The organism is Shewanella inventionis (genome assembly GCF_019931735.1).
GTDB classification, from domain to species: domain Bacteria; phylum Pseudomonadota; class Gammaproteobacteria; order Enterobacterales; family Shewanellaceae; genus Shewanella; species Shewanella inventionis.
This window is the reverse complement of sequence record NZ_CP082926.1, coordinates 4576163-4598918: the sequence shown is the minus strand read 5'-3', so window position 1 is coordinate 4598918 and position 22756 is coordinate 4576163. Positions and strand designations below refer to the sequence as shown.

The following is a 22756-nucleotide window of genomic DNA, read 5'->3' as shown; positions in this document are numbered from 1 at the left end:
ATGCTTTATTTTGTATAGTGATTCAGCTTTTCTGGCTATATCTTCAAATAATATGCACAGGCTAGCATTGTGCTTGCCACTTTTGTGCCATGGTATTGAAAGGATATAAACATGGAACCGTTACTCATAGCAGGATTTCAGTGTAATGAGCTCAATGATGTACTTTCACGATTACACTATCAACTGCACTATATTGATATTGATTCATATAATAAAAATACAATTCCTCCTGATTGTGCCCTTTGTCTGATTGATCTTCGAAAAAACAATATCGTCAATAAAATCAACTACCTTGTCAAAGATCTAGATCCAGGTATTCACATCATTGTGCTGATTGACAAATCACAGCTTGAAATCTCCGAAATAACCACCTTTATTGCTCAATATGCTTGGGATTTCTGTACTAGCCCTATTGATCCTGAAAGACTAGAAAAATGCCTAGGCCATGGTATTGGTCTATCTAAATTAAAACAGCAGCACCAAGCACCTTTCGGGGAGCAACCCGAGCATGATACAGATAAACCTGTGACGCAATCGGATGTTATGCAGCAATTATTTCGACAAGTGGAGCGTGTCGCACCAACCGATATTCCTGTATTAATTCGCGGGGAATCTGGAACTGGTAAAGAATTAGTTGCAACCAAATTGCACCAATTCTCTTCGAGAAAAGACGGTCCTTTTGTGACAGTTAACTGCGGTGCCATGGCTGCAGGGTTAATACAGTCGGAATTGTTTGGTCACGAAAAAGGCGCGTTTACTGGGGCTGTTAGTGCTCGAAAAGGTAAAATTGCGCTAGCAGATGGCGGCACATTATTTTTAGATGAAATAGGGGATTTGCCTGCTGAGCTTCAGGTTAATTTGCTGCGTTTTTTACAAGAAGGTTTGTATGATTCCGTTGGCGGTGGCGTGCCGCAAACTGCGAATGTACGCATTATTGCGGCGACACATGTTAATTTAGAAAATGCCATCGACCAAGGGCAATTTAGGTTAGATTTATATTACCGCTTGAACGGCATTACTATAGAAACCCCAAGGCTTAAAGATAGACGAGATGACATTATTGGACTGGCTAATCGATTTATTCGTATTTATTCTGATGAATATGGGCTTGCGATTAAACCGTTATCTCAGTCAGCTTGCCATGCTCTGCTCAATTACCCATGGCCTGGTAACGTTCGAGAATTAATTAATCGTGTTAGGCGTGCAGTTGTGCTCAGCGATGCACAACAAATTAGTGCACAAAATCTAGAGTTAGCCAGTATTGAGAAAAAACGTCATATTGCGCTTTCGTTAAAGACCCTAAAAGATAATGCTGAAAAACAAGCGCTTCAACAGGCGATATTAATTGCTGATGGGCAAGTTGAATTAGCGGCAAGTTATTTAGATATTTCTCGTGCAACTTTTTACAGATTAATGGATAAGCATGATCTACAGCTAATGTAGGTAATTTTGCTTGGAATAATCAACGTCGCTCAAACAGACCTTGATGTCATAAATCGAGTCATTTTTTTCAAGCTAACGTAGGTGAGTTATTAGTGCACCACATCGCCCTGCTAGCAAAAAATAAGAAGCTGTAAAACAGCTTTAAATGTCTTGATATGAAAATTGATTTTCATTTCTTGCTCTGTCGTCAGGTTAAATAATGACAGCAATCATACAAGCTAGTACTGCTGGCTGTTTTGTCTCAAATTTAAGATCCCGCCTTTTTTATAAATTAATTGTTATATCAATAGCCTAGCGATTTCCTGTCTTAAACTTAAGAACTTTTGGTCAGCTTGTTTTTTGTATGTTACTGAAAAATATTACTTTTATTTGTTGGCACATGGATTGCTAAATCTTATGTATCAAATATGGAAGGAATATATTATGGAATTCATTAGCCAGGTACATTGCACTAGATTGCAATTATCTTTTAAGCGAGTAATAACATTGAGTATGTTAATGCTTGCTACGCATACTTACGCTGATGATGCTTCTGTTATAGGTTCACATGTTATGCAAGGCGCTGGTCGAGCAAGTGTTAATCAAGCTGCAGGTAATTTCAATATCCAGTCTAATAGTCATGCAATAGGTCAACGCACTGCAATTGAGACCATTAATTATAATCAATTGCCTCAATCAGTTTTACCTTCTGGTGAGGGTAAATCACTTAGTTCGGTTATCGACAGTCAAGCCTTTGCGCAATTCCAAGGTTTAGCCAGCATCAATCAAGTTAGTGGCGAATTCAATATGCAAGCCAATATTGGCACTATTGCCATGGACTCAACACTTGAAACGATTATGGGTCAAGGTTTAAGTGATTCGGCATTAACTCAAGTCTCTGGCCAGCTAAGTCCTTCTAATTATCAATTATCACATTATCAAGCCGAACTAGCTCCAGACAGTTTTTTGGATGCACAGGGCGTAATGCAAATTAATCAAATTTCTGGCGATAAAAATATTGCCATTAACCAATTCTCGTTGCAGTTACCAAGCGGGAATTAACCATCATCGATCGGAGGAAAGGAAGATGAAAAAGCTAACTTTAGTGCTTAGTATTGCAGCAATAATGAGTGGTTCTGCATATGCAAATGGAATGACAGAGACAGACAGTAGCGTTGAATTAGATAAAAAAGTAAAAGTGACTAAAAATTTAACCTATGAAGGTGCTGTTACCATAGAAGGTAATATTTTTGCCAACGGACTTGGTATGGCAGTAGTTGAAAATGTACAAGAGTCCAGTGCCAACATGGTTGTGAATTCCTACCATGATAATGAAGCTCAAATTACTGGTAATGCCTTTGAAAACTCAAGCGGTAATATTGGTGTTAACCAGGCTGCCGGTGAGTTTAATGCTCAATCAAACTCAGCAGCATTAGCAGCAATTGATGCCGGTTTTGCATTTGGTTCAGGTGATGCTGAAATCTTCAGCACACAAATTGGTGGATTTAACACAGTGTGGAATGACGCTTCAACCAATACATCGACCATCGACGGCGCTTCATTTATGAATGCGACAGGTAATATTGGTGTTAACGTTGCCTCGGGTAACAATAACATTCAAGCGAATAATATGGCGGCATCGACTTACAATGGTGCATTAGGTGAGGCAAGTGTCTCGAATGTCCAACAAACCGGCCATAACTATTCTGATAATTTAAGTGTAGTGCAAGGTTCAATAGAGTATGCGCAGGTCACTCTTGATTTAAATGCTGAAGGCACTTATGACGGTGGATCTGCTTTGGCTGAACCTTATTATCCTGAAATCATCTTAGAAGGTAATGGGGAGCATAATTCTGGCCCAGGTGAGGTTGTGGGGCATATCGACTTTGATTCAGAAAATGCTTCAAGCCCGGGCATGATGACCTTCGATGAAGAAGGGGATTTAGACTTAAACGGTACGGTAAGCGGGTCGTTACCTTACTTTGTTGAAACCGTTACCCAGAAAACCAACAACTCTTCTATGCTAGCGGGCACCGCTTTCCAAGGGGCGTCGGGTAACATTGGCGTTAACTTGGCCAGTGGTACAGGTAATTTACAGTCAAATAATCTCTCGTTGGTGAGTATCACTACTGCCACAGATATTGTTTCTGGTGAATAGATTGTATTTTAACCAAACGTTATGAATAAGGCAGGGGGGCAACCCCCTGATCCATACTATGAATAACACAACGTTAAGCGTGCTCGCTTTATCTTTCTTGATTTACTTACATCTCCCTGCGAGCTGTTTTGCTGCCAATATCCCGCTTACTGGTGTGGTGCCAGGGATGGGAACATATTCTAAGCAGATACAAAGTATACGGGAGCGTAAATTTGAATATGTGATTGAACAAAAAACGGATTTTTCATGTGGTGCAGCAAGTCTCGCTAGCGTACTCAAATATGCGTATGACCGCGATGATATTAATGAGCAAAAAGTGCTCATTGGCATGCTAGAACATGCCGATTTGGCCTTGGTTAAAGATCAAGGTTTTTCACTGCTGAATATGAAACGCTATTTACAATCACAAGGTTTAAGAGGTCGAGGCTATAAAGTTGGTGAAGCAGAGATGTCGTTGTTAAAAATCCCTGCGATCGTGTTACTTAATGATGGTGGCTATAGTCACTTTGTTGTGTTTCGGCGCCATGATGATGGAGAGGTGTATTTAGGCGACCCTGCGCTCGGTAATCGAATTATGAGCATGGATGAGTTTAAACAAAAATGGAATGGCGTAGTGTTTGTGGTAATAGGGCAAGATTATCAACGTGATAATCCTTTATTACACCCAAGAGCTAAATTAACGCTAAACACGCTTGATCCATTGTCTCCAATGACGGATGCCGAATTGCTTGAGTTTGGTTTTTCATATTCAGATATGCTTTAAGGAGGAAGGTATGAAATTAAGCATGATGCTCTTGCTGACTATCACAACGCCTGTGATAGCCAGTCCACCTTCGTTGTCAGTGTTTCAACAAAGCCAAGTATTGACTGACTTTGAGTTAGATTCTATGAAAGGTAAATACACAAATAATGGCCAAGATTATTATTTTGGCTTACAAATGCAAACTCAGTTTATTCAAGATAATGGTGTTCATCAGCAAGTCGGTATGCAAATCGAAATCAGCCAAGTCGATAATCAACCTTTAATTAATATTACGATTAGTGATCCCAATGCAGTTGACAGTCAACAGGGCATTGAGCTTGATTCGTTAGGGCAATCTGCCGGTTTACAACAGCGTATTCAAATTGCAGGTAGTGAAAACTTAGCCATTAATGAGCTTGATATGGCTCAGGGACGGTTAACACCGCTGTCGCATGGGATTAATGTGTCAGTAGGTACAACACTGGTGAGCCAAAATGGAAGTACAAGATTTTCTGCTAATGCCAATTCTCTTGGTTATCAAGTCGAGTTAGCATCGGGCAGTGCAACTCAAGGCATGAGTTATCAAAACGGCAATGGTCAGCTGGTGCAAAGCATTTTTATTGACGGACTCAGTCATGGTGTCATAAATCAGTCTACACTGAGGTATGACGGTATGCCTGTTGGACCAATTGAGTCAACTATACTTGGTAGGCAAATTAGTGATTTAACCGCTCTCGGATTTTAATTCATTTTGTACAAGCCAAGGATGTATTTATGAATAAGAAATGGACCTCAGCTGTCGCAGTGGTATTGCCAAGTTTAGTTGCAATACCCGCGTACGCTGCAGACACTCATTCTCAACCCGCCTCGGTATCGACGCTATCTGATCAAGACATTGCTGAGCTTAAACAGAAGTTGATTCAATTAAATCAGCAAATAAAGTTGCAGCAACAAACGATTAATCAGATGGCTCAACAGGTACTGAAACAAGAAGCATTATTAAGGCAAACTCAATCGACAGATGTTGCAACGACAACTCCGCAAACTGCGCCGCCAACTCAGCCGCAAGTAGCGCAAAAGCCACAAGCCGAATCTAATCAACAAACCGCAAAGTCGACAAATGGCTCGGATCGTAAAAAAGCCCCTGATAGAGCTAGAAGTACCGATGATGTACTGCAAGAAGCGCATAATGTATTTACCCGCAAGTTTACCGTTGAGCCTTCATTTACTTACAGTTATTACAGCCGTAAAGATCTCATCCTTAGAGGTTTTTTAGCCTTAGATGCGATATTTTTGGGTAATTTGAATTTAGATCGTATTCGCACCAATACCACGCAATTTGATCTAACAACGCGTTACACATTAAACGACTACTGGCAGTTTGAACTCGGATTACCTTACCTTTACCGTTGGAGTCAGTATGATTCTGTTGGCGAAGGTAATTCTAGCCAACGTTATGAAACGGCTAAAATTAGCGGTGGCCAAATCGGGGATGTCAGTGCCGCTGTTTATTATCGTTTAAATTCTGAGTCGTACGATTGGCCAGATTGGGTGTGGAACTTTAAGGTACGTGCGCCTACAGGACAAGATCCATTTGGTATCGCGTTAGAAACCTCAGAGTCGGGCAATTTAACTTACCCCACTGAAATGGCTTCAGGTTCAGGAGTTTGGAGTGTGTCTACAGGGTTTAGTCTTGCCAAAACCTTTGATCCCGCTATCGTATTTTTTAATTTAAATTATGGCGCAAGCTTTAAAGAGGAATTTGACGATCTTTCTGGTGCTGTGGGCAAAAGCCCAGGTGAAATTGATTTAGGCAATTACCTTGATTACAGCTTGGGTCTTGCTTTTGCCGTGTCTGAACGAATGAGTTTAAGTATGAGCTTCAATCAACGCTTTTACAGTAAAACTAAGCAAAGACCAGAAGGCGGAGATTGGGAGAAAATACCAAGAACCGACACTAACACTGCCAGCTTAGGTATTGGAGCAACTTTAGCGTTATCACCTAATTTGTCGATGGTGACATCGATAGGTGCGGGGCTTACAGAAGACTCTCCTGATTATCAAATCAGTTTACGTTTTCCATACCGTTTCTAAAGTCGCTGATAAATATCTAATACGATCAGCTAGATCTCGTTAAGCTATCGGACGTGTTCTAGATACGTGAACAGTGGAATTCGAGTTTTGGCCAGCCATTACCATCAAATTTGTTGGCAATGGCTGTGGTTTAACTTATACCATAAGCACAATAATGCGATCAATCTTACTGGTTTAAATCGCTTAGAATGTCGTTAGAAATTTTGAAGGTAAAACAACTAGCTAGCTGCAATTCCTGCCTTATTCTAAACGATTTTCCCTACGCAACCTCTGTTCACTTATCCTGATTGATATTCGTTAAGTTCGGGTAGAATCGATCCACAATAATTTTTTACGTAATCAGCCAAATGAGGGATTGATCAAGATATTGAATTTACCCCTCATCGTCTATCCCATCATAGAGTGAAGAGATTCTTGGCTGGTGTAACGTTTTGTGAAAAAGTCTAAAAAAGCGCTAATGTTACTAGCAAGCTGGCGGCGGCTGGAATACACACCATATACTTTAAACGACTCCATCGGCCAATCCTGTAAAATCGGCACTAAACTTCCGCTTGCCAGTTCTTGTTTACAACTGGTATTAGATAGCATCGCAATACCAAAATCATCAAGAGCTAAGCGTTTTACCATACTGGCACTGTTCACTCGCACTTTACGTTTAAAGGTCGCCATCATTTTACGATTACCTTTGCCCAGCGGCCAAATGGGCGCAGACAATGTGGTTCCAAGTAAAATGCCATGGTGTTGAGCAAGCTCCTGTGGCGTGGCTGGGCTGTTAAATTTTTTAATGTATCCTGGGCTTGCAACCAAAATGGGCTGCCGCTCGAACAAGAGTCTGGCGACTAAATCAGATGATTGTAATGGACCATATTTAATGGCGATGTCGTAACCTTCACCCACTAGGCCAACGTCGTTATCAGTAAACTGAATATCGAGTTCAATGTTAGGGTAAAGGCGCATAAAACTGGAACATAAATGGCCAATCACATCTTGCGAAAATGACACCGGAATGGCAATCCGTAATGATCCTGAAATATCAGTATGAGTATTCTCTATAATGGCTTTTGCGGCTTCAATTTCGTGACTAATAGAGTCACAGTGTTGAAAAAACAATGCGCCAACTTGAGTCAGGCTTAAATTTCGGGTGTCACGTTGTAATAAACGTACTCCAAGTTGCTCTTCTAATTGAGCCACTTTTCGGCTTATGGTTGATTTAGGTTGTCCGATGTCTCGTGCAGCTTGAGAGAATCCTTTTGCTCTTACAACCGCTGCAAACAGCATCATACCGTTCAAATCGGGCATTTTGATCTCACTGTCTCATTTATGGAACAAAGCGTCCACGGTAGTATATGTGGTAATTTGCCCGCTAACAAAGTTATATTTACGAGCTATAAAAATTTCAGAGGCTATATAAGCAGAGGATCTAAGGATGACCAGCAAAAAGCAGCCCGCTAACAAAACTCAAGCACTATCGGCTGACCCACTTTTTTTACAAGCTGAACACTTGGCTAAAGATTTTTCATTATTTCCTGCTCATAACAAGCAGAGTTTATCTGAAGAAGTCAAAGGACTATTAAGTGAAGACGCTATTCAGGCAAATTTAAAGAACTTAGCGTCTTTAGATGTTGATGGTTATGTGACCAAAGTCATTCAACCAACACTCGATAAAAATCGCCCTGGTGCGAAGCGAATGATCGCAGACTTAAAAGGTAAGATGATTGCTGAAAGTCATGCGGGTCCATTTTACCGTGCCGAGGTTGAGCTAAATTTTGGTACTCGCACTCGTCGAGTTGGTTTTATTGCTCAAGAGCGTACAACAGCCAATGGTGCGTGGATGCCTGAGCATCACCTTGCCGCTTGTAAAGCAATCCGTCATTTTGCTCAATTGTCGATGCCAATTGTGTATTTGATTGACACCCCAGGTGCCGATGCGGGTGAAATTGCTAACAGCCAAAACCAGGCGCATTCAATTTCAAAAGCCATTGCAGAAAGTGCCAATGTTGATGTACCAACAGTGGGTATTGTGATTGGTGCAGGTTATTCTGGCGGTGCTATTCCATTAGCTGCTGCTAACATCTTATTGTCGGTTCGTGATGGTATTTTTAACACGATTCAACCACAAGGTTTACAAAGCATTGCGCGTAAATACAACTTGTCTTGGCAAGAGTGTGCTAAATCTGTTGGTGTTTCTCCAGAAGAGCTATATACCTCAGGTTGTATTGACGGAATTGTTGATTTTTCTCCATCAGATAAAGATGAGCGTCAGCATAACTTACGTCGTGCGATTATTAGCTCTATTGAGGCAGTTGAACGCGCAGCAATGAGTTTTGTGCGAGATTCGGCTGATTTAAAAGAGCATTACGATCGTAGTTTACAGCGTTTCTTAACCCCGTCTAAAAACTTATTAACGCTGGAAAATAACACGGGTTTGTCGGTCGCTAGCGATCCGACCATGTACCACAACATTTTTGGTAGTGCTTATCGTTATTTACGTTATTTAACACTTCGTAGCCGTATTCAATCGATTTCGCAAGAGCAATATGGCCGCTTATCTAAAGTAAGCGTACCAAAAGGCGACTTGTTAGAACGTATTAAGCAAGAGCAAGAGCGTGTGTTCCAGGCTTGGTTAACTAACCCTGACAAACTGGTTTACGACGAAGAACTCAACAAGCTTTGGGGTACATTTAGTACTAAGCGCAGTGAGATTTCTACTGAACGTAATATGATTACGCGTTTTATTTTGGGTGAGCCAAAAGAAAACTACAAAAAAGCACGTAAGGCATTGTTATTCAATATTGGTTGGTCTTTATACCACCGTTGGAAGAGTAACGCAGCTAACAACTTTAAAGGCTTAATTAAGCATTTAGAATCATTACCAAAGTCAGCAACTCAGGCACCATGGCCTGAACTTAATCAGCTGACAGTTCTCGATGTAGTGGTTAACGACGAGCTGCGCGAAGACTTTATTTGGCAGTGTCATAACGTGCTTATTTTTAATGCGCTTTATGACAATGTTGTTGGTAGCTTAGCGTCTATTTCGAAAGAAGCGATGATGTCGAAAAGCTTATCACGCGAATCAGTAGATAAGTTGTTACACAAGTCTATCGATAATGCGTTATCAACGAACGACAAAGCGAACGACAAAAACAAGTTTTATAAATGGCTTAAGTACTTTATGGGCCAGTCTAACCGTGCCGAATTATTAACACGGGTAGAGCAGTGGAAGAGTGTGGGTTTTCCACAGTTAAATGATTCGTTATTTGTTATTTTGACCTACTTCTTCGAGCGTTTATTACCTGAATACTTTGACAGTGAAGAAGATCACGACAAATACACTGGGACGATTAACCCTGTAAGAATTGGTCGTCGTAAGGACTTTTGGAACCGCTTAACCATGGGTTACCAAGACTTATTGATCCAAAAAGTGCTTCGCGAAGAGAAAAAACAAGGCAAGATGGGCTGGGAAAATGTCATCAATCAGTTTTTCACTAAGTTTGATGAAATTGATGCTGACAAAATGTCAGCCAACTTGCTTAACTTCCCTGGGTTCCGTTTATCGATTGAAGATGCCATTGATAAAAAGATCCGTCCTTGTGGTTTGATCACTGGTTTAGCGGATTTTAATAACAAGGGTAATAAGTTACGTGTTGGTGTTGCTGTATCAAATACCGCATTCCAAGCTGGCGCATTTGATATGGCAAGTGCTGAGAAATTCAGTGCGCTGTTGATTGAGTGTGCTAAGCGCAAGTTACCGGTAATTTGTTTTATCAGTTCTGGCGGTATGCAGACTAAAGAAGGTGCAGCGGCGCTATTCTCAATGGCGGTGGTAAACGATCGTATTACTCGCTTTATTCGCGATAACGAATTACCTGTATTGATGTTTGGCTTTGGTGATTGTACTGGTGGTGCGCAGGCGAGTTTTGTGACTCACCCGTTAGTGCAAACTTACTATTTGTCTGGCACTAACATGCCATTTGCAGGGCAAATGGTGGTACCAGCATATTTACCGTCTACTGCAACGCTATCTAATTACTTGTCTAAAGTACCCGGTGCGATGACAGGGCTTGTGCATAACCCATTTAGCGAAACGTTAGATACTCAGTTATCTGGTATTGATCCGTTAATGCCTTTGCCAACCGCTAAAATTGAAGATGTGATCAGTAAAGCGTTGTCTTCACTCGTGCCAGAAGTGGTTGAAGTGGAAGAAGAGATTGTACAAGACGATCCTCGTGCATTGATGAAGCCGATCGATAAAGTCTTGGTGCATGCGCGTGGCTGTACAGCAGTTAAATTGATCCGTAAAGCACACGATAACAACATTAATGTGGTTTTAGTGGCGTCAGATCCTGATATGACCTCTGTGCCAGCGGATATGTTGAAAGAAACGGATAAGCTGGTTTGTATTGGTGGTAATACATCAGACGAAAGTTATTTAAATGCTTATTCAGTATTAAAAGTTGCTGAGTATGAAGATGTAGACGCATTACACCCTGGTATTGGCTTTTTATCTGAAAGCCCACAATTTGCGGCATTATGTGTGAACAACGGCGTTAACTTTGTTGGTCCAAGTGTGCACTCAATGACAACCATGGGTAACAAGTCTAACGCTATCCATACATCTCAGGCCCATAATGTGCCGGTTGTTCCAGGTAGTCATGGTATTTTGACTAACGCAGAGCAAGCAGTGAACGTGGCATCTGAAATTGGTTATCCTGTGCTACTTAAAGCAGTGCAAGGTGGTGGTGGTAAAGGTATTCAGGTTGTTAAACGCCCTGAGGACATGATTGGTTTATTCCAAAAAACATCAACAGAAGCTGCCGCTGCATTTGGTAATGGTGATTTGTACTTAGAGAAGTATGTAACCTCATTACGCCACATTGAAGTGCAGTTACTGCGTGACAAGTTTGGCAATACTAAAGTACTGGGTATTCGTGACTGTTCTGTACAACGTAACAACCAGAAAGTGATTGAAGAGTCTGGTTCTACAATGTTGCCTGAAGAGCTTAAGCAACGCGTGATGGAATACACTCGTGCGTTAGGTGATGCGACCGATTACATGGGCGCGGGTACTGTTGAGTTTATTTATAACCTTGATGCAAATGAAGTGTACTTCATGGAAATGAATACACGTCTGCAAGTAGAGCATCCGGTAACCGAAGCTACCTCAGGCATCGACATTGTGAGTGCGCAGTTTGATATTGCTGCTGGCCGTTCGATTGAGAAACTCGAGCCTGTTGAGCAAGGTTATGCGATGGAAGTGCGTGTTACAGCCGAAAAAGCGGCTTTAGACAGCAATGGTATTTTGCAGCTTATTCCTAACCCAGGTAAAATCACCGAATGTGTAATGCCACAGCGAGATGATGTTGAAATTATCTCGATTGCTGAGGCAGGTAAAGAAGTGTCGCCATACTACGACAGCTTGATTGCCCAAATCATTATTCGTGGTAAAGACCGTGCCGACGTCGTGGCTAAAATGTACGCTTACCTAGATAGCGTGGTTATTAAGGGTATTGCGACTAACATTCCGTTGTTAAAGCTCATTCTGAAAGACCCAACATTTAATGAGGGTGTGTATGATACAAACTACTTACCACGCTTAATGGCCGAGTTAGACATTCCTGCATTAATTGCAGAAATGGAAGCCGCGGCAGAAGCTATGGCGGTAGACACAGAATCATTGCGTGTTGGCGAAAGTAATGAGCTTAAAGTGTTGGCACAAGGTGCAGGGATATTCTATACCTCTCCAGCTCCGGGTGAAGCTGACTTTGTTAAAGAAGGCGACATAGTGACAGTTGAACAAACTCTCGCGCTCATGGAAGCGATGAAGATGTTCTCTCAGGTCACACTCGCTGGCTTTAACCGCCAAACTGGAGTGCTCTATCCTGAAGACCAAAAATACCGTATTGAGCGTATTCTCAATAGTAATGGCCAACAAGTGTCGCAAGGTGATTTGTTGTTTGTGATATCGCCTGTAGAAGCGTAATGTAGGCATATAGTCGTTACATAACATACCCGCCATTTGGCGGGTATTTTTTTGTCTCGGTTTTCGTGGCATGGACTACACTTCTTTGAGGATAATACCAATCAGGATAATTAAGTGATCAGAGATTGTGCTAATTGGTATAAATTGATTGTCCAAATATCATTGAGTATCAGCATTGTTTAATCGCAAGGGATTGACATTACTCGGCACATTACAAATTTTTGTACTTATTTGTATTGCTTATGGGCTAGCTCCCACTGCTTTTGCTTATGCACAAGCGGCTAATTCGGCTAACTTAAAAGAGGACCATGTTGTCCGTTATTGTGTCGATCCTGATTGGCTGCCTTACGAGGCAATTATTGATGGGCGTCATACTGGGATATCGTCTGATTATCTAAGCTTACTGACAAAATACACAGGGTTGAGTTTTGTGTTGGTCCCTACTTCATCCTGGCGACAGACTTTAGCGTTACTGCAACAAGGTGAATGCGAGTTAACGCCAATGTTGAATCAAACGCCAAAACGCGATCGGTATTTGTTATTTAGCGATGTCTTTTTTAAATCCCCAAATGTTCTTGTGTCACTGAAAACAGAGCCATTTTTACAAGGCTTTGAGCATATTGGTCAGCGCTCGCTTGCCATTCCGAGAGATTATCGATTAGTTGAGTATATTCAGCAGTATTATCCTGGTATCGATACCGTGTTAACCCAAAGTGAGCGTGAAGGCTTGCAAAAAGTGGCTAAAGGCGAAGTAGATGTATTTGTTGGCTCAATGTTTTCAGTCAATGCTTACATTCAGCAGCAAGGGTTAACGTCATTAAAAATAGCGGGTTGGGGTGGCCCTGAAGACGAGCTACGCATAGGTGTTATTGACTCTAAGCAAGCTTTGCTTACACAAATTAACGCTGGGTTAGCCCAAATCACCCATGCTGATCATATTGCTATTTATAAAAAATGGCACAACATCACCGTGATTGAAGATATAGATTACAGTGTGATCTATCAGGTACTCGCCGCTCTGGGGGGATTTATCCTGTTTTTATTGTATCGAACGGTCAGCATGGCTAAGTATAACCATCACCTCAGTGCCAAAAATAAACAAATGCAAAAATTGCAACATGAACTTGAGCAAAAAAATAGTGACCTTGATTTTTTTGCACAGCACGATCCATTAACGAAGTTATACAACCGTCATTACTTTAACCAAACCTTTTTGAACGACGAACGGTCATATCGCAATGATTGTGTCAGCTTGATCATTATTGATATCGATTATTTCAAAGCGATTAACGATATGTACGGACATGCCATTGGCGATAAAGTGCTAGTGCAGGTTGCGCAAGTACTTCAAGCATCTGTGCGTGACGGTGACGTTGTTGCCCGCTGGGGCGGTGAAGAGTTTGTGATTGTCTGTAAACACCTTGATTTACAAGGCGCGGCAGATCTTAGCCAGCGCATTGCAAAAGACCTTACTCAGTTTTCGTTCCAGAACAATATTAAAGTCACTTGCAGCTTTGGTGTTGCAGAACTTGGCGAATCTGAAACCATTCAAACCTGTTTTGAGCGCGCTGATAGTGCTTTATTTAAGGCTAAGCAATCGGGTCGTAATACCTACTGCTGTGCTTAACCTGGCGGTGTATGGTTATTTTTGCTTTTACGCCAGCTTTTTGGGATATTCAGTGTAGGTTGATTGATTGGCTGGCGCTGTTCATCAGCTTACCTCGAAAGTATTGAGCGTTTTCATAGCCAACACCATAATGTGGGTAAAAACCTTAGCACATCATTACAGGCGATTTTACCTGGCAATTTTATGATGGCGTTTGCTTGTAATGATTTGAGCCATCATCGATAAATTGATGAAATTTTCAGTTATACGCATCCCTAATCATCATATTTGTGAGGATCCCGAGGTTATTGAGTATCCTTAATCGACGTGGATCGTGCGTTAATTAAAATAAAATGCGCTTATTGACGTGCATTTTGATTCGAAAAGACATAATTCTTATTTTTTATCGTTAAATTCGTTTTGGTTAAAAAATAATCTATTATTTTTAATCTATTGTTTTATAGTAACTAACTAGCTTTTTTTGATGTTTTTTTTGCTAAAAACAAATAAATATTGCAACAGCCATTTGCGCCCAGCAAGGTTCCAATTTACAATATGCGCCTTAATAACCTGATGTGCGGTGTGTCGGTTCCTTTTCGCATGCTCCGTCTACTTCTTAAACTAATCATTAAAGTTGAATCATGACCGAATTATCCAAATACAGAAACATTGGTATCTTCGCTCACGTTGACGCGGGTAAAACCACGACCACCGAGCGTATCCTTAAGCTAACCGGTAAGATCCACAAGATCGGTGAAGTTCACGATGGTGAATCGACAACTGACTTCATGGAACAGGAAGCTGAGCGCGGTATTACCATTCAGTCAGCAGCAGTAAGTTGTTTCTGGAATGATCACCGTTTCAACGTCATCGACACCCCAGGCCACGTTGACTTCACAGTTGAAGTATACCGTTCGCTTAAAGTGCTTGACGGTGGTATTGGTGTATTCTGTGGCAGCGGCGGTGTTGAGCCTCAGTCTGAAACTAACTGGCGTTATGCTAACGATTCAGAAGTTTCGCGTATCATCTTCGTAAACAAGTTAGACCGTATGGGTGCTGACTTCTTACGTGTTGTTAAGCAAACTAAAGACGTATTAGCGGCTAACCCGTTAGTTATGGTTCTACCAATCGGTATCGAAGACCAATTTATTGGTGTTGTTGATCTATTAACTCGTAAAGCACACGTATGGGATGATTCTGGTTTACCAGAAAATTTCGAAATTCAAGACGTGCCAGCTGACATGGTTGACATGGTTGAAGAATACCGTGAAATGTTAATCGAATCTGCTGTAGAAATGGATGACGATTTAATGGAAGCTTACATGGAAGGTACTGAACCTTCTATTGAAGACATTAAGCGTTGTATCCGTGCCGGTACTCGTACTATGCACTTCTTCCCAACATACTGTGGTAGCGCATTCAAAAACAAAGGTATGCAGTTATTACTAGACGCAGTTGTTGATTACCTACCAGACCCAGTTGAAGTTGATCCACAACCTTTAACTGACGAAGAAGGTAACGAAACTGGTGAATTCGCAATCGTTGATGCAGAAGCGCCATTAAAAGCGTTAGCGTTCAAGATTATGGATGACCGTTTTGGTGCATTAACATTCGTACGTATCTACTCAGGCCGTATCAAGAAGGGTGACACCATCCTTAACTCTGCTACTGGCAAAACTGAGCGTGTTGGCCGTATGGTTGAGATGCAAGCTAACGAACGTAACGAATTAGAATCAGCACAAGCTGGTGACATTATCGCTATCGTTGGTATGAAGAACGTACAAACTGGTCACACTTTATGTGATCCTAAGCACCCATGTACTCTAGAAGCCATGGTGTTCCCAGAGCCAGTTATCTCTATCGCTGTAGCGCCAAAAGATAAAGGCGGCAGTGAGAAAATGGGTATCGCTATCGGTAAAATGATTGCAGAAGATCCATCTTTCCGCGTAGAAACTGACGAAGATTCAGGCGAAACCATCCTTAAAGGTATGGGTGAGCTTCACTTAGACATTAAAGTAGACATCCTTAAGCGTACTTACGGTGTTGAACTAATCGTTGGTGAGCCTCAAGTTGCTTACCGTGAAACTATCACTGCAGAAGTTGAAGATAGCTACACGCATAAGAAACAGTCTGGTGGTTCTGGTCAGTTCGGTAAGATCGACTATAAAATCCGCCCAGGTGAAGCAAACACAGGTTTTGTGTTCAAGTCTTCAGTTGTTGGTGGTAACGTACCTAAAGAATTCTGGCCTGCGGTTCAGAAAGGTTTCGGTAGCATGATGAACACTGGTACTATCGCTGGCTTCCCAGTGTTAGACGTTGAATTCGAACTAACAGACGGTGCTTTCCACGCAGTTGACTCGTCAGCTATCGCGTTCGAAATCGCTGCTAAAGGCGCGTTCCGTCAGTCTATCGCTAAAGCTAAGCCACAACTTCTTGAGCCTATCATGAAAGTTGACGTGTTCAGCCCAGATGACAACGTTGGTGACGTAATTGGTGACTTAAACCGTCGTCGCGGTATGATCAAAGATCAAAACGCTGGCGTTACTGGTGTTCGTATCAAGGCTGACGTACCGTTATCAGAAATGTTCGGTTACATCGGTTCTCTACGTACTATGACTTCAGGCCGTGGTCAGTTCTCTATGGAGTTCTCACACTACAGCCCATGTCCTAACAGCGTATCTGAGAAAGTTGTTGCTCAGGTTAAAGAGCGTAAAGCTGCTGAAGCTAAGAAGTAATTCTTAACTTATTGCTGATAAAAACCGTTGCCTAGGCAGCGGTTTTTTTATGCCTGCGATTTAGATTCTCATAACAAAGAATGGTGTGGGTTAGACCTAAGTGTTCCGAGATTGCGGATTGGTATTAGGAGTACTTAACGACAGCAAAGCTTGCGCTGGTGGTGTGAGTGGCAAGTTTTGACGCCAAATTAAGGCGAGATCCCAGGTCATGGCCGGTTGCATTGGCCTGAACACAAGTTGGCTTGTTGTTAACTGTTGGCAGATTGGTTCTGGCAATATCGCAACGCCCATATTGGCTTCAACCATTGTGGCGATAAAATCCCACTGACCACTCCTAAAGGCAATATTGAGTTGAACCCTTGCTTTGCGGCTCAGTCGGCTGATCAGTTTAGCGAGTGAGAAGTCTTCGTTATATAAGATAAAAGGATAAGGCTCAAAGTCTTGCCAGCTGATGTTAGCTTTTGTTGTTAGCGGGTGATCTTTAGGTAAGCAAGCAAGTAATGGATACCGGTTTAAGGGGTGGCTAGCTAATTCATGCTTATGGGTTGTTGGAAGTGCAGTGAACGCGATATCAAGGCTATTGTTGATTAACGCTTGCTCGCACCCAAATCCGCCATATTCGTACATCTGTAATGCGATTCCTGGGTATTTTTGGCGATATTGAGTGAGTAAGTCAATGATCAGACTGCTCATCATTGGGCACACTCCTAGCCTGAGTTCACCAGACTTTAGTCCTCGTAAATTACTCATGTCTTCTTGCAGGCGATGCCAGTGACCTAATATCTCTTGTGCACTTTGAGCAAAAATACGACCAGCTTGTGTCAGCTCTACGCTTTGATTGCTACGGATCAGCAATTGTTCGCCAATATTGTCTTCAATGCGCTGAATAATTTTGCTTAATGTCGGCTGAGTCATAAAGCTCTTTTGCGCGGCCCTGGTAAAGTTTTCAGTCTCAACTAAGGTTAAAAAACAACGTAAGTTCTTGATTGATATGTTCATGCCTAAATGGAATCCAGATAAGAATATTTATTCATTTTACTGATAAACCATAAGCCATTACTTTGATGTCATTAACACAAAGGAGCAAAAGTTATGAAATCAGTTTCAAGTTTATGGGTTGGCGCATTGTGGCAAGCCGCTATGCCAGCTGAACGCCAAGCACAGTCAGCTAATGTATCGCAAACGGCTGCACAGCCAAGTGCACAAATGGGCCAGCAGGTTCAACAAACAACAAACCCAGCGTAAGCTGGGTTTTTTTTGACATTGGTTTTAAGCAAATAAAAAAGCCGCTTGTTGTGCAAGCGGCAACGGTTAGCATCGGGGGGGATATTAACTAATTAAACGTATTTTCGACCAGCTGCTGTTTGTTTTCTGCTTGCGGGACATGGCATTGATCGCAAAAATAGTACATACCTTGCACAGTGCCTTTGTCATCTAATACATGAGACTTATCGACAGGTGTCGCTTTCATGCGCTTTGCTTTGTCCCAGCTATGGCAGCTTAAACAACCATTTTTATCTGCACTGATTGCATAAGTTGCTTTGTGCGGAATGATCGGTGGTTGATGCACAAATGTGCGTTCAATCGATTTACCGCGGGCAGGATATACAGGCATTTCATCTGCCGGGCGTACATCGGTGACATTCACATCACCAGCAAGTGATGACAATTTAACAGACTCAGAATTTGCATTTGCCTGTTGTCCTGAGTAAGCGCTAATCGCTAGCATTATCGCTGCTAAAGTGATTAATTTTTTCATATCTAGCTCTCCACCTTAAGAGGAATTCTGTTCGAATATTTTGATTTAAATCGGTTTTCATATTGGAATACGCGCGGTGCACAAACATCAATACAACGGCCACAAAGGGTGCAATTACTGTCGAGGATTAGTGGTTGAGTGCTGCCTTTTTTCAACACAGGTTTTAATACCTGACGTTCAGGGCAAACACTAAAACAATCCATGCAGTTATTGCAGGCATCAGCTCGTACAGCAGCTATTTTTATTGGGCTGATTTTGCCTACAAGTGAAAATAACGCCCCTGTCGGACATAAGTGGCTGCACCAAGCTCGTTCAACCACAAAGGTGTCGAGCAAAAAGATAACCACCAATACCCATAATCCACTGCTAGCACCAAATAATAATGCGCGATAGACGATAGGTACTGGGTTTACCCATTCCCACACGGTAAAACCGGTGGCAATAGGTAATATCAACACAAGCGTTAGCATGTAATAACGCAAGTTTTGTGGTATTTCGCTGGTGCGAGGTAAAGATAATTTTCGTCTCGCCCAACTTGCCACATCTGTGATGATATTGACTGGACATACCCAACTGCAAAATACTCTGCCACCCAATAGAGCGTAAATCCCTACTAAGATAATGGCGCCAAGTAATAAGCTTAATTCAGGCCAGTGGCCACTTGTAAGCACTTGCAATGTGACTAATGGATCACTCAATGGAATGATGTCCAGCAGTAAACTACTTGAGAGATTTCCTTTAAATAACCAGAGGCCAAAAAATGGGCCAATAGCAAATAAGCTCAATACGCCTAGCTGCGACAACCTACGAAGAATAAGGAAGCGGTGTGATCGCCACCACCCCAATTCTTCTATTGCTGCCTGGGCAAAACGTGTCGTTGATTTAGTGGCTGTGCGATGTTGATTACTCATAACGACAGCCCCTTATTTAGCATCTCAAGTGTGGTTTCTTCGGTGTGTTGATAAGTGTCATGAGCTGCCGACTTGCCCAGTGCGATATGGCTAGGTAATACTTTTATCACCGCTTGCTCTGTTACACATGCATGTTCACATTTTCCACAGCCCGTACAAACATCTGGGTTGATAGTGGGTAAAAACATTGCATGGTGGCCGCTTTTTTCATTACGTTGCAGTTCTAGCGTGATAGCTTTATCGATTAGCGGGCAAACCCGATAACAAACATCGCATCGTAAACCTCTGTAGTTAAGGCAATTTTTCTCGTCGATTAATACAGCAATTCCCATTTTTGCGTCGTCGATATTATCCAGTTTGTGATCGAGCGAACCGCTAGGGCAAGCTTTAACACAAGGGATGTCATCGCACATTTCACATGGAATAGTGCGTGCAGTAAAATAAGGTGTGCCTGTTGCTGCTCCCTCAAACCAGCGAGCCAGTTTGAGGGTGTCGTATGGGCAAGCCTCTACACAAAGTCCGCAACGGACACATGCCGAGAGAAAATCGTCTTCTGCCAATGCACCAGGTGGGCGAATAGCAAATGGGTCCAGTTGGCGAGATTGGGTGGCAACTGTTGTTAACCCCAAACCGACCATACCCATTACACAACTGGCTTTCGCTGTTGTGGCCAGAAATTGTCTACGGTTAATACCGCTAACACTTGCTGATTTGCTATTGGCTTTACTCATTACATTATTTCCGTTTATGCACTTAGTATTGTTAAGCCTTCATGACTTTTACCGGACACTTCTTGAAGTCTGTCTCTTTTGACAGTGGATCAGTTGCATCAAGTAACAGCTTGTTGACCAATTGGCGCGCATCGAAGAACGGCATAAATACTACGCCTCTAGGTGGCTTGTTACGGCCTTTGGTTTCAACACGTGTTTTTACTTCGCCGCGAGGTGAGGCGACTACCACTTCATCACCTCGTTGCAAGCCACGTGATTTAGCATCTTCTGGGTGCATAAAGATTTGTGCATCAGAATAAGCGCGTTGCAATTCAGGTACGCGGGCTGTCATAGAGCCTGTATGCCAATGCTCAAGTACACGGCCTGTTGACATCCATAGGTCGAATTCTTTGTTTGGCTCTTCTGCGGCTGGTTCATAAGGCAGGGCAAAAATAACCGCTCGACCATCTGGTTTACCGTAAAAGTTAAAGCCTTCGCCAGCTTTAACATAAGGATCGCTCCCTTCAACAAAGCGGCGTAAGGTTTCTTTACCGTTAATCACTGGCCAGCGAAGGCCACGGTTTTCATGGTAATTGTCAAAAGCATCTAAATCGTGAGCGTGGCCGCGACCAAATTGGGCATATTCTTCAAAAATGCCTTTTTGTAAATAGAAGCCAAAATGCTCACTTTCTTCGTTGTATGCACCTTTGCATTGCTCTGTTGGATATTTGTTGATTTCACCATTTGCAAACAATACGTCATATAGGGTTTTGTCTGCATATTCTGGTTGTTTGGCAATTAATTCTGCAGGCCATACTTCAGACACTTTAAAGCGTTTAGAGAACTCAACTAACTGCCATAGATCTGATTTAGCGCCTTCTGGAGCTTTGACCTGTTGATGCCACATATGAGTCCGACGCTCTGCATTACCGTATGCACCTTCTTTTTCAACCCACATTGCTGTAGGTAAAATTAAGTCGGCAGCCATTGCCGTAACCGTTGGGTATGGGTCTGACACTACGATAAAGTTTTCGGGATTACGGAAACCTGGATAAATTTCATCATTGATGTTGGGGCCGGCTTGCATGTTATTGGTACACATGGTCCAGTAACAATTCAGTTTGCCATCTTTTAGCATGCGGCTCTGGAGTACTGCGTGATATCCAGGTTGTGCAGGAATAGTACCTGCAGGCACTTGCCATAATTTTTCAGTTATTTCACGGTGTTTATCATTATTAACCACCATGTCTGCTGGTAAGCGGTGGGCAAATGTGCCGACTTCACGTGCGGTACCACACGCTGATGGCTGACCTGTCAATGAGAAAGGACTATTGCCGGGAGTGGCAATTTTGCCTGTTAATAAGTGAATGTTATAGAGCATGTTATTAGCCCATACACCGCGTACGTGCTGGTTAATACCCATGGTCCATAAGCTCATAACCTTTTGTTTAGGATCAGCGTAAACTTTGGCAAGTGTGATCAGTTTTTCTACTGCAACACCGCTCATTTCAGATGCGTATTCAACAGTATAAGTGCTAACAAACTTTGCGTATTCTTCAAAGCTAATGGGTTTAGCACCACCATCACCAGGGTTTTTGGCTTTCTTTTCTAGTGGGTGATCTGGGCGTAAACCATAGCCAATGTCGGTTACACCAAGTGCAAAGTTTGTGTGTTTGCTGACAAAGTCTTTGTTTACTGCATTGTTTTGAATAATGTAGTTGGCAATAAAGTTTAAAATCACAAGGTCGGTTTGTGGTTTAAAAATCATTGGGTTGTCAGCTAAATCGAAGCTGCGGTTTTCATAGGTCGATAGTACATGCACTTTGGCATCTTTATGGCTTAAGCGGCGGTCAGTTAAGCGAGCCCATAAAATTGGGTGCATTTCTGCCATGTTAGCGCCCCAAAGCACAAAGTTGTCACCTGCTTCAATGTCGTCATAACAGCCCATAGGTTCATCAATACCAAAGGTACGCATAAAACCACCCACAGCAGATGCCATACAGTGGCGAGCATTTGGGTCGATGTTATTGGTTAAAAAGCCTGCTTTATGTAGTTTTGCAGCTGCGTAACCTTCCCATATTGTCCACTGGCCAGAACCAAACATGCCCACAGAAGTAGGGCCTTTTTTAGCAATGCTGGCTTTCCATTTATCTGCCATGGTGTCTAAAGCGACATCCCAGCTGACGGGTGTAAATTCGCCTTCTTTGTCGTATTTGCCATTTTTCATTCTAAGCAATGGCGACGTTAGACGGTCTTTACCGTACATGATTTTTGATAAAAAGTAGCCTTTAATACAGTTTAGGCCTTTGTTAACAGGGCTTTCAGGATCGCCTTTGGTTGCAACGACTCTACCTTCTTTTGTTCCGACAAGTACGCTACAGCCTACACCGCAAAAGCGGCACGGTGCCTTATCCCATTTTATATCTGTTTTACCTTCGGCAGCGTTGACGACGCTAACCGGAATGGATAAGCCAACTGCTGATGCAGCGGCAGCTGCAGCATTGGCTTTTAGAAACTCGCGACGGCTTATGCTCATGGTGTTCCTCACTCTTGGAATGTTGTTCTTGGTGCGTGATAGTCATTGGAGGTGACGTGATGAAAATAAGTCTAGACCTTACTATTAGCATGGGTATACCTCT

At 42.3% G+C, this 22756-nt stretch carries 16 protein-coding genes; 10 read left to right on the top strand and 6 right to left on the bottom strand.

All coding sequences use genetic code 11. From position 1 onward, the window contains the following. Positions 1-111: 111 nt before the first annotated feature. The 6 genes from K8B83_RS20635 (at position 112) to K8B83_RS20610 (ending at position 6416) form a co-directional block, all read left to right on the top strand. Entirely contained in the window at positions 112-1443 is a 1332-nt protein-coding gene (locus tag K8B83_RS20635; RefSeq protein ID WP_188738302.1) for a sigma-54 dependent transcriptional regulator, read from the top strand. Between the two features lie 423 nt (positions 1444-1866). Beyond that, positions 1867-2484 carry a hypothetical protein gene (locus tag K8B83_RS20630; RefSeq protein ID WP_188738300.1) on the top strand — a complete coding sequence of 206 codons (618 nt, stop codon included), beginning with the start codon at positions 1867-1869 and terminating at the stop codon, positions 2482-2484. Between the two features lie 25 nt (positions 2485-2509). Beyond that, complete coding sequence (locus K8B83_RS20625) at positions 2510-3580, top strand: hypothetical protein (RefSeq protein WP_188738299.1); 1071 nt, start codon at positions 2510-2512, stop codon at positions 3578-3580. Positions 3581-3638: 58 nt separating this feature from the next. Beyond that, positions 3639-4343, top strand: a complete 705-nt coding sequence (locus K8B83_RS20620) for a C39 family peptidase (RefSeq protein WP_188738297.1) — start codon at positions 3639-3641, stop codon at positions 4341-4343. A gap of 10 nt (positions 4344-4353) precedes the next feature. Then, positions 4354-5067, top strand: a complete 714-nt coding sequence (locus K8B83_RS20615; protein ID WP_188738295.1) for a hypothetical protein — start codon at positions 4354-4356, stop codon at positions 5065-5067. 29 nt (positions 5068-5096) lie between these two features. Further along, positions 5097-6416, top strand: a complete 1320-nt coding sequence (locus K8B83_RS20610; protein WP_223418782.1) for a transporter — start codon at positions 5097-5099, stop codon at positions 6414-6416. A gap of 387 nt (positions 6417-6803) precedes the next feature. On the opposite strand, the gene K8B83_RS20605 is transcribed toward K8B83_RS20610, so the two are convergent. Further along, the gene (locus tag K8B83_RS20605) at positions 6804-7715 is read right to left on the bottom strand and encodes a LysR family transcriptional regulator (protein ID WP_188738293.1); all 912 of its coding nucleotides are present in this window, start codon (positions 7713-7715) and stop codon (positions 6804-6806) included. A gap of 127 nt (positions 7716-7842) precedes the next feature. On the opposite strand from K8B83_RS20605, the gene K8B83_RS20600 reads away from it, so the two are divergent. The 3 genes from K8B83_RS20600 (at position 7843) to fusA (ending at position 16737) form a co-directional block, all read left to right on the top strand. Next, entirely contained in the window at positions 7843-12396 is a 4554-nt protein-coding gene (locus tag K8B83_RS20600) for an ATP-binding protein (RefSeq protein WP_188738291.1), read from the top strand. A gap of 175 nt (positions 12397-12571) precedes the next feature. Further along, on the top strand, positions 12572-14023 hold the full coding sequence (locus tag K8B83_RS20595; RefSeq protein ID WP_188738289.1) for a diguanylate cyclase: 1452 nt from the start codon (positions 12572-12574) through the stop codon (positions 14021-14023). A 620-nt stretch (positions 14024-14643) separates the two neighbouring features. Beyond that, complete coding sequence (gene fusA, locus K8B83_RS20590) at positions 14644-16737, top strand: elongation factor G (RefSeq protein ID WP_188738287.1); 2094 nt, start codon at positions 14644-14646, stop codon at positions 16735-16737. A 96-nt stretch (positions 16738-16833) separates the two neighbouring features. Here fusA and K8B83_RS20585 read toward each other — a convergent pair whose 3' ends face one another. After that, positions 16834-17736 (bottom strand): LysR family transcriptional regulator, encoded by a 903-nt coding sequence (locus K8B83_RS20585; RefSeq protein WP_188738285.1) that lies wholly within the window; start codon positions 17734-17736, stop codon positions 16834-16836. A 93-nt stretch (positions 17737-17829) separates the two neighbouring features. Here K8B83_RS20585 and K8B83_RS20580 point away from each other — a divergent pair, with 93 nt between their 5' ends. Further along, positions 17830-17982 carry a hypothetical protein gene (locus K8B83_RS20580; RefSeq protein WP_188738283.1) on the top strand — a complete coding sequence of 51 codons (153 nt, stop codon included), beginning with the start codon at positions 17830-17832 and terminating at the stop codon, positions 17980-17982. 88 nt (positions 17983-18070) lie between these two features. On the opposite strand, the gene K8B83_RS20575 is transcribed toward K8B83_RS20580, so the two are convergent. The 4 genes from K8B83_RS20575 to napA are packed head-to-tail and all read right to left on the bottom strand — an operon-like array spanning position 18071 to position 22653. Then, positions 18071-18496 (bottom strand): nitrate reductase cytochrome c-type subunit, encoded by a 426-nt coding sequence (locus K8B83_RS20575; protein ID WP_188738281.1) that lies wholly within the window; start codon positions 18494-18496, stop codon positions 18071-18073. Between the two features lie 2 nt (positions 18497-18498). Further along, positions 18499-19407: a quinol dehydrogenase ferredoxin subunit NapH gene (gene napH / locus K8B83_RS20570; RefSeq protein ID WP_188738279.1), complete on the bottom strand. Its 909-nt coding sequence runs from the start codon at positions 19405-19407 to the stop codon at positions 18499-18501. Beyond that, positions 19404-20138 carry a ferredoxin-type protein NapG gene (gene napG, locus K8B83_RS20565; protein WP_188738277.1) on the bottom strand — a complete coding sequence of 245 codons (735 nt, stop codon included), beginning with the start codon at positions 20136-20138 and terminating at the stop codon, positions 19404-19406. Before napG ends, napH begins: the two co-directional genes overlap by 4 nt. Before the next feature lie 31 nt (positions 20139-20169). Next, entirely contained in the window at positions 20170-22653 is a 2484-nt protein-coding gene (gene napA / locus K8B83_RS20560) for a nitrate reductase catalytic subunit NapA (RefSeq protein WP_188738275.1), read from the bottom strand. Positions 22654-22756: the final 103 nt, after the last annotated feature.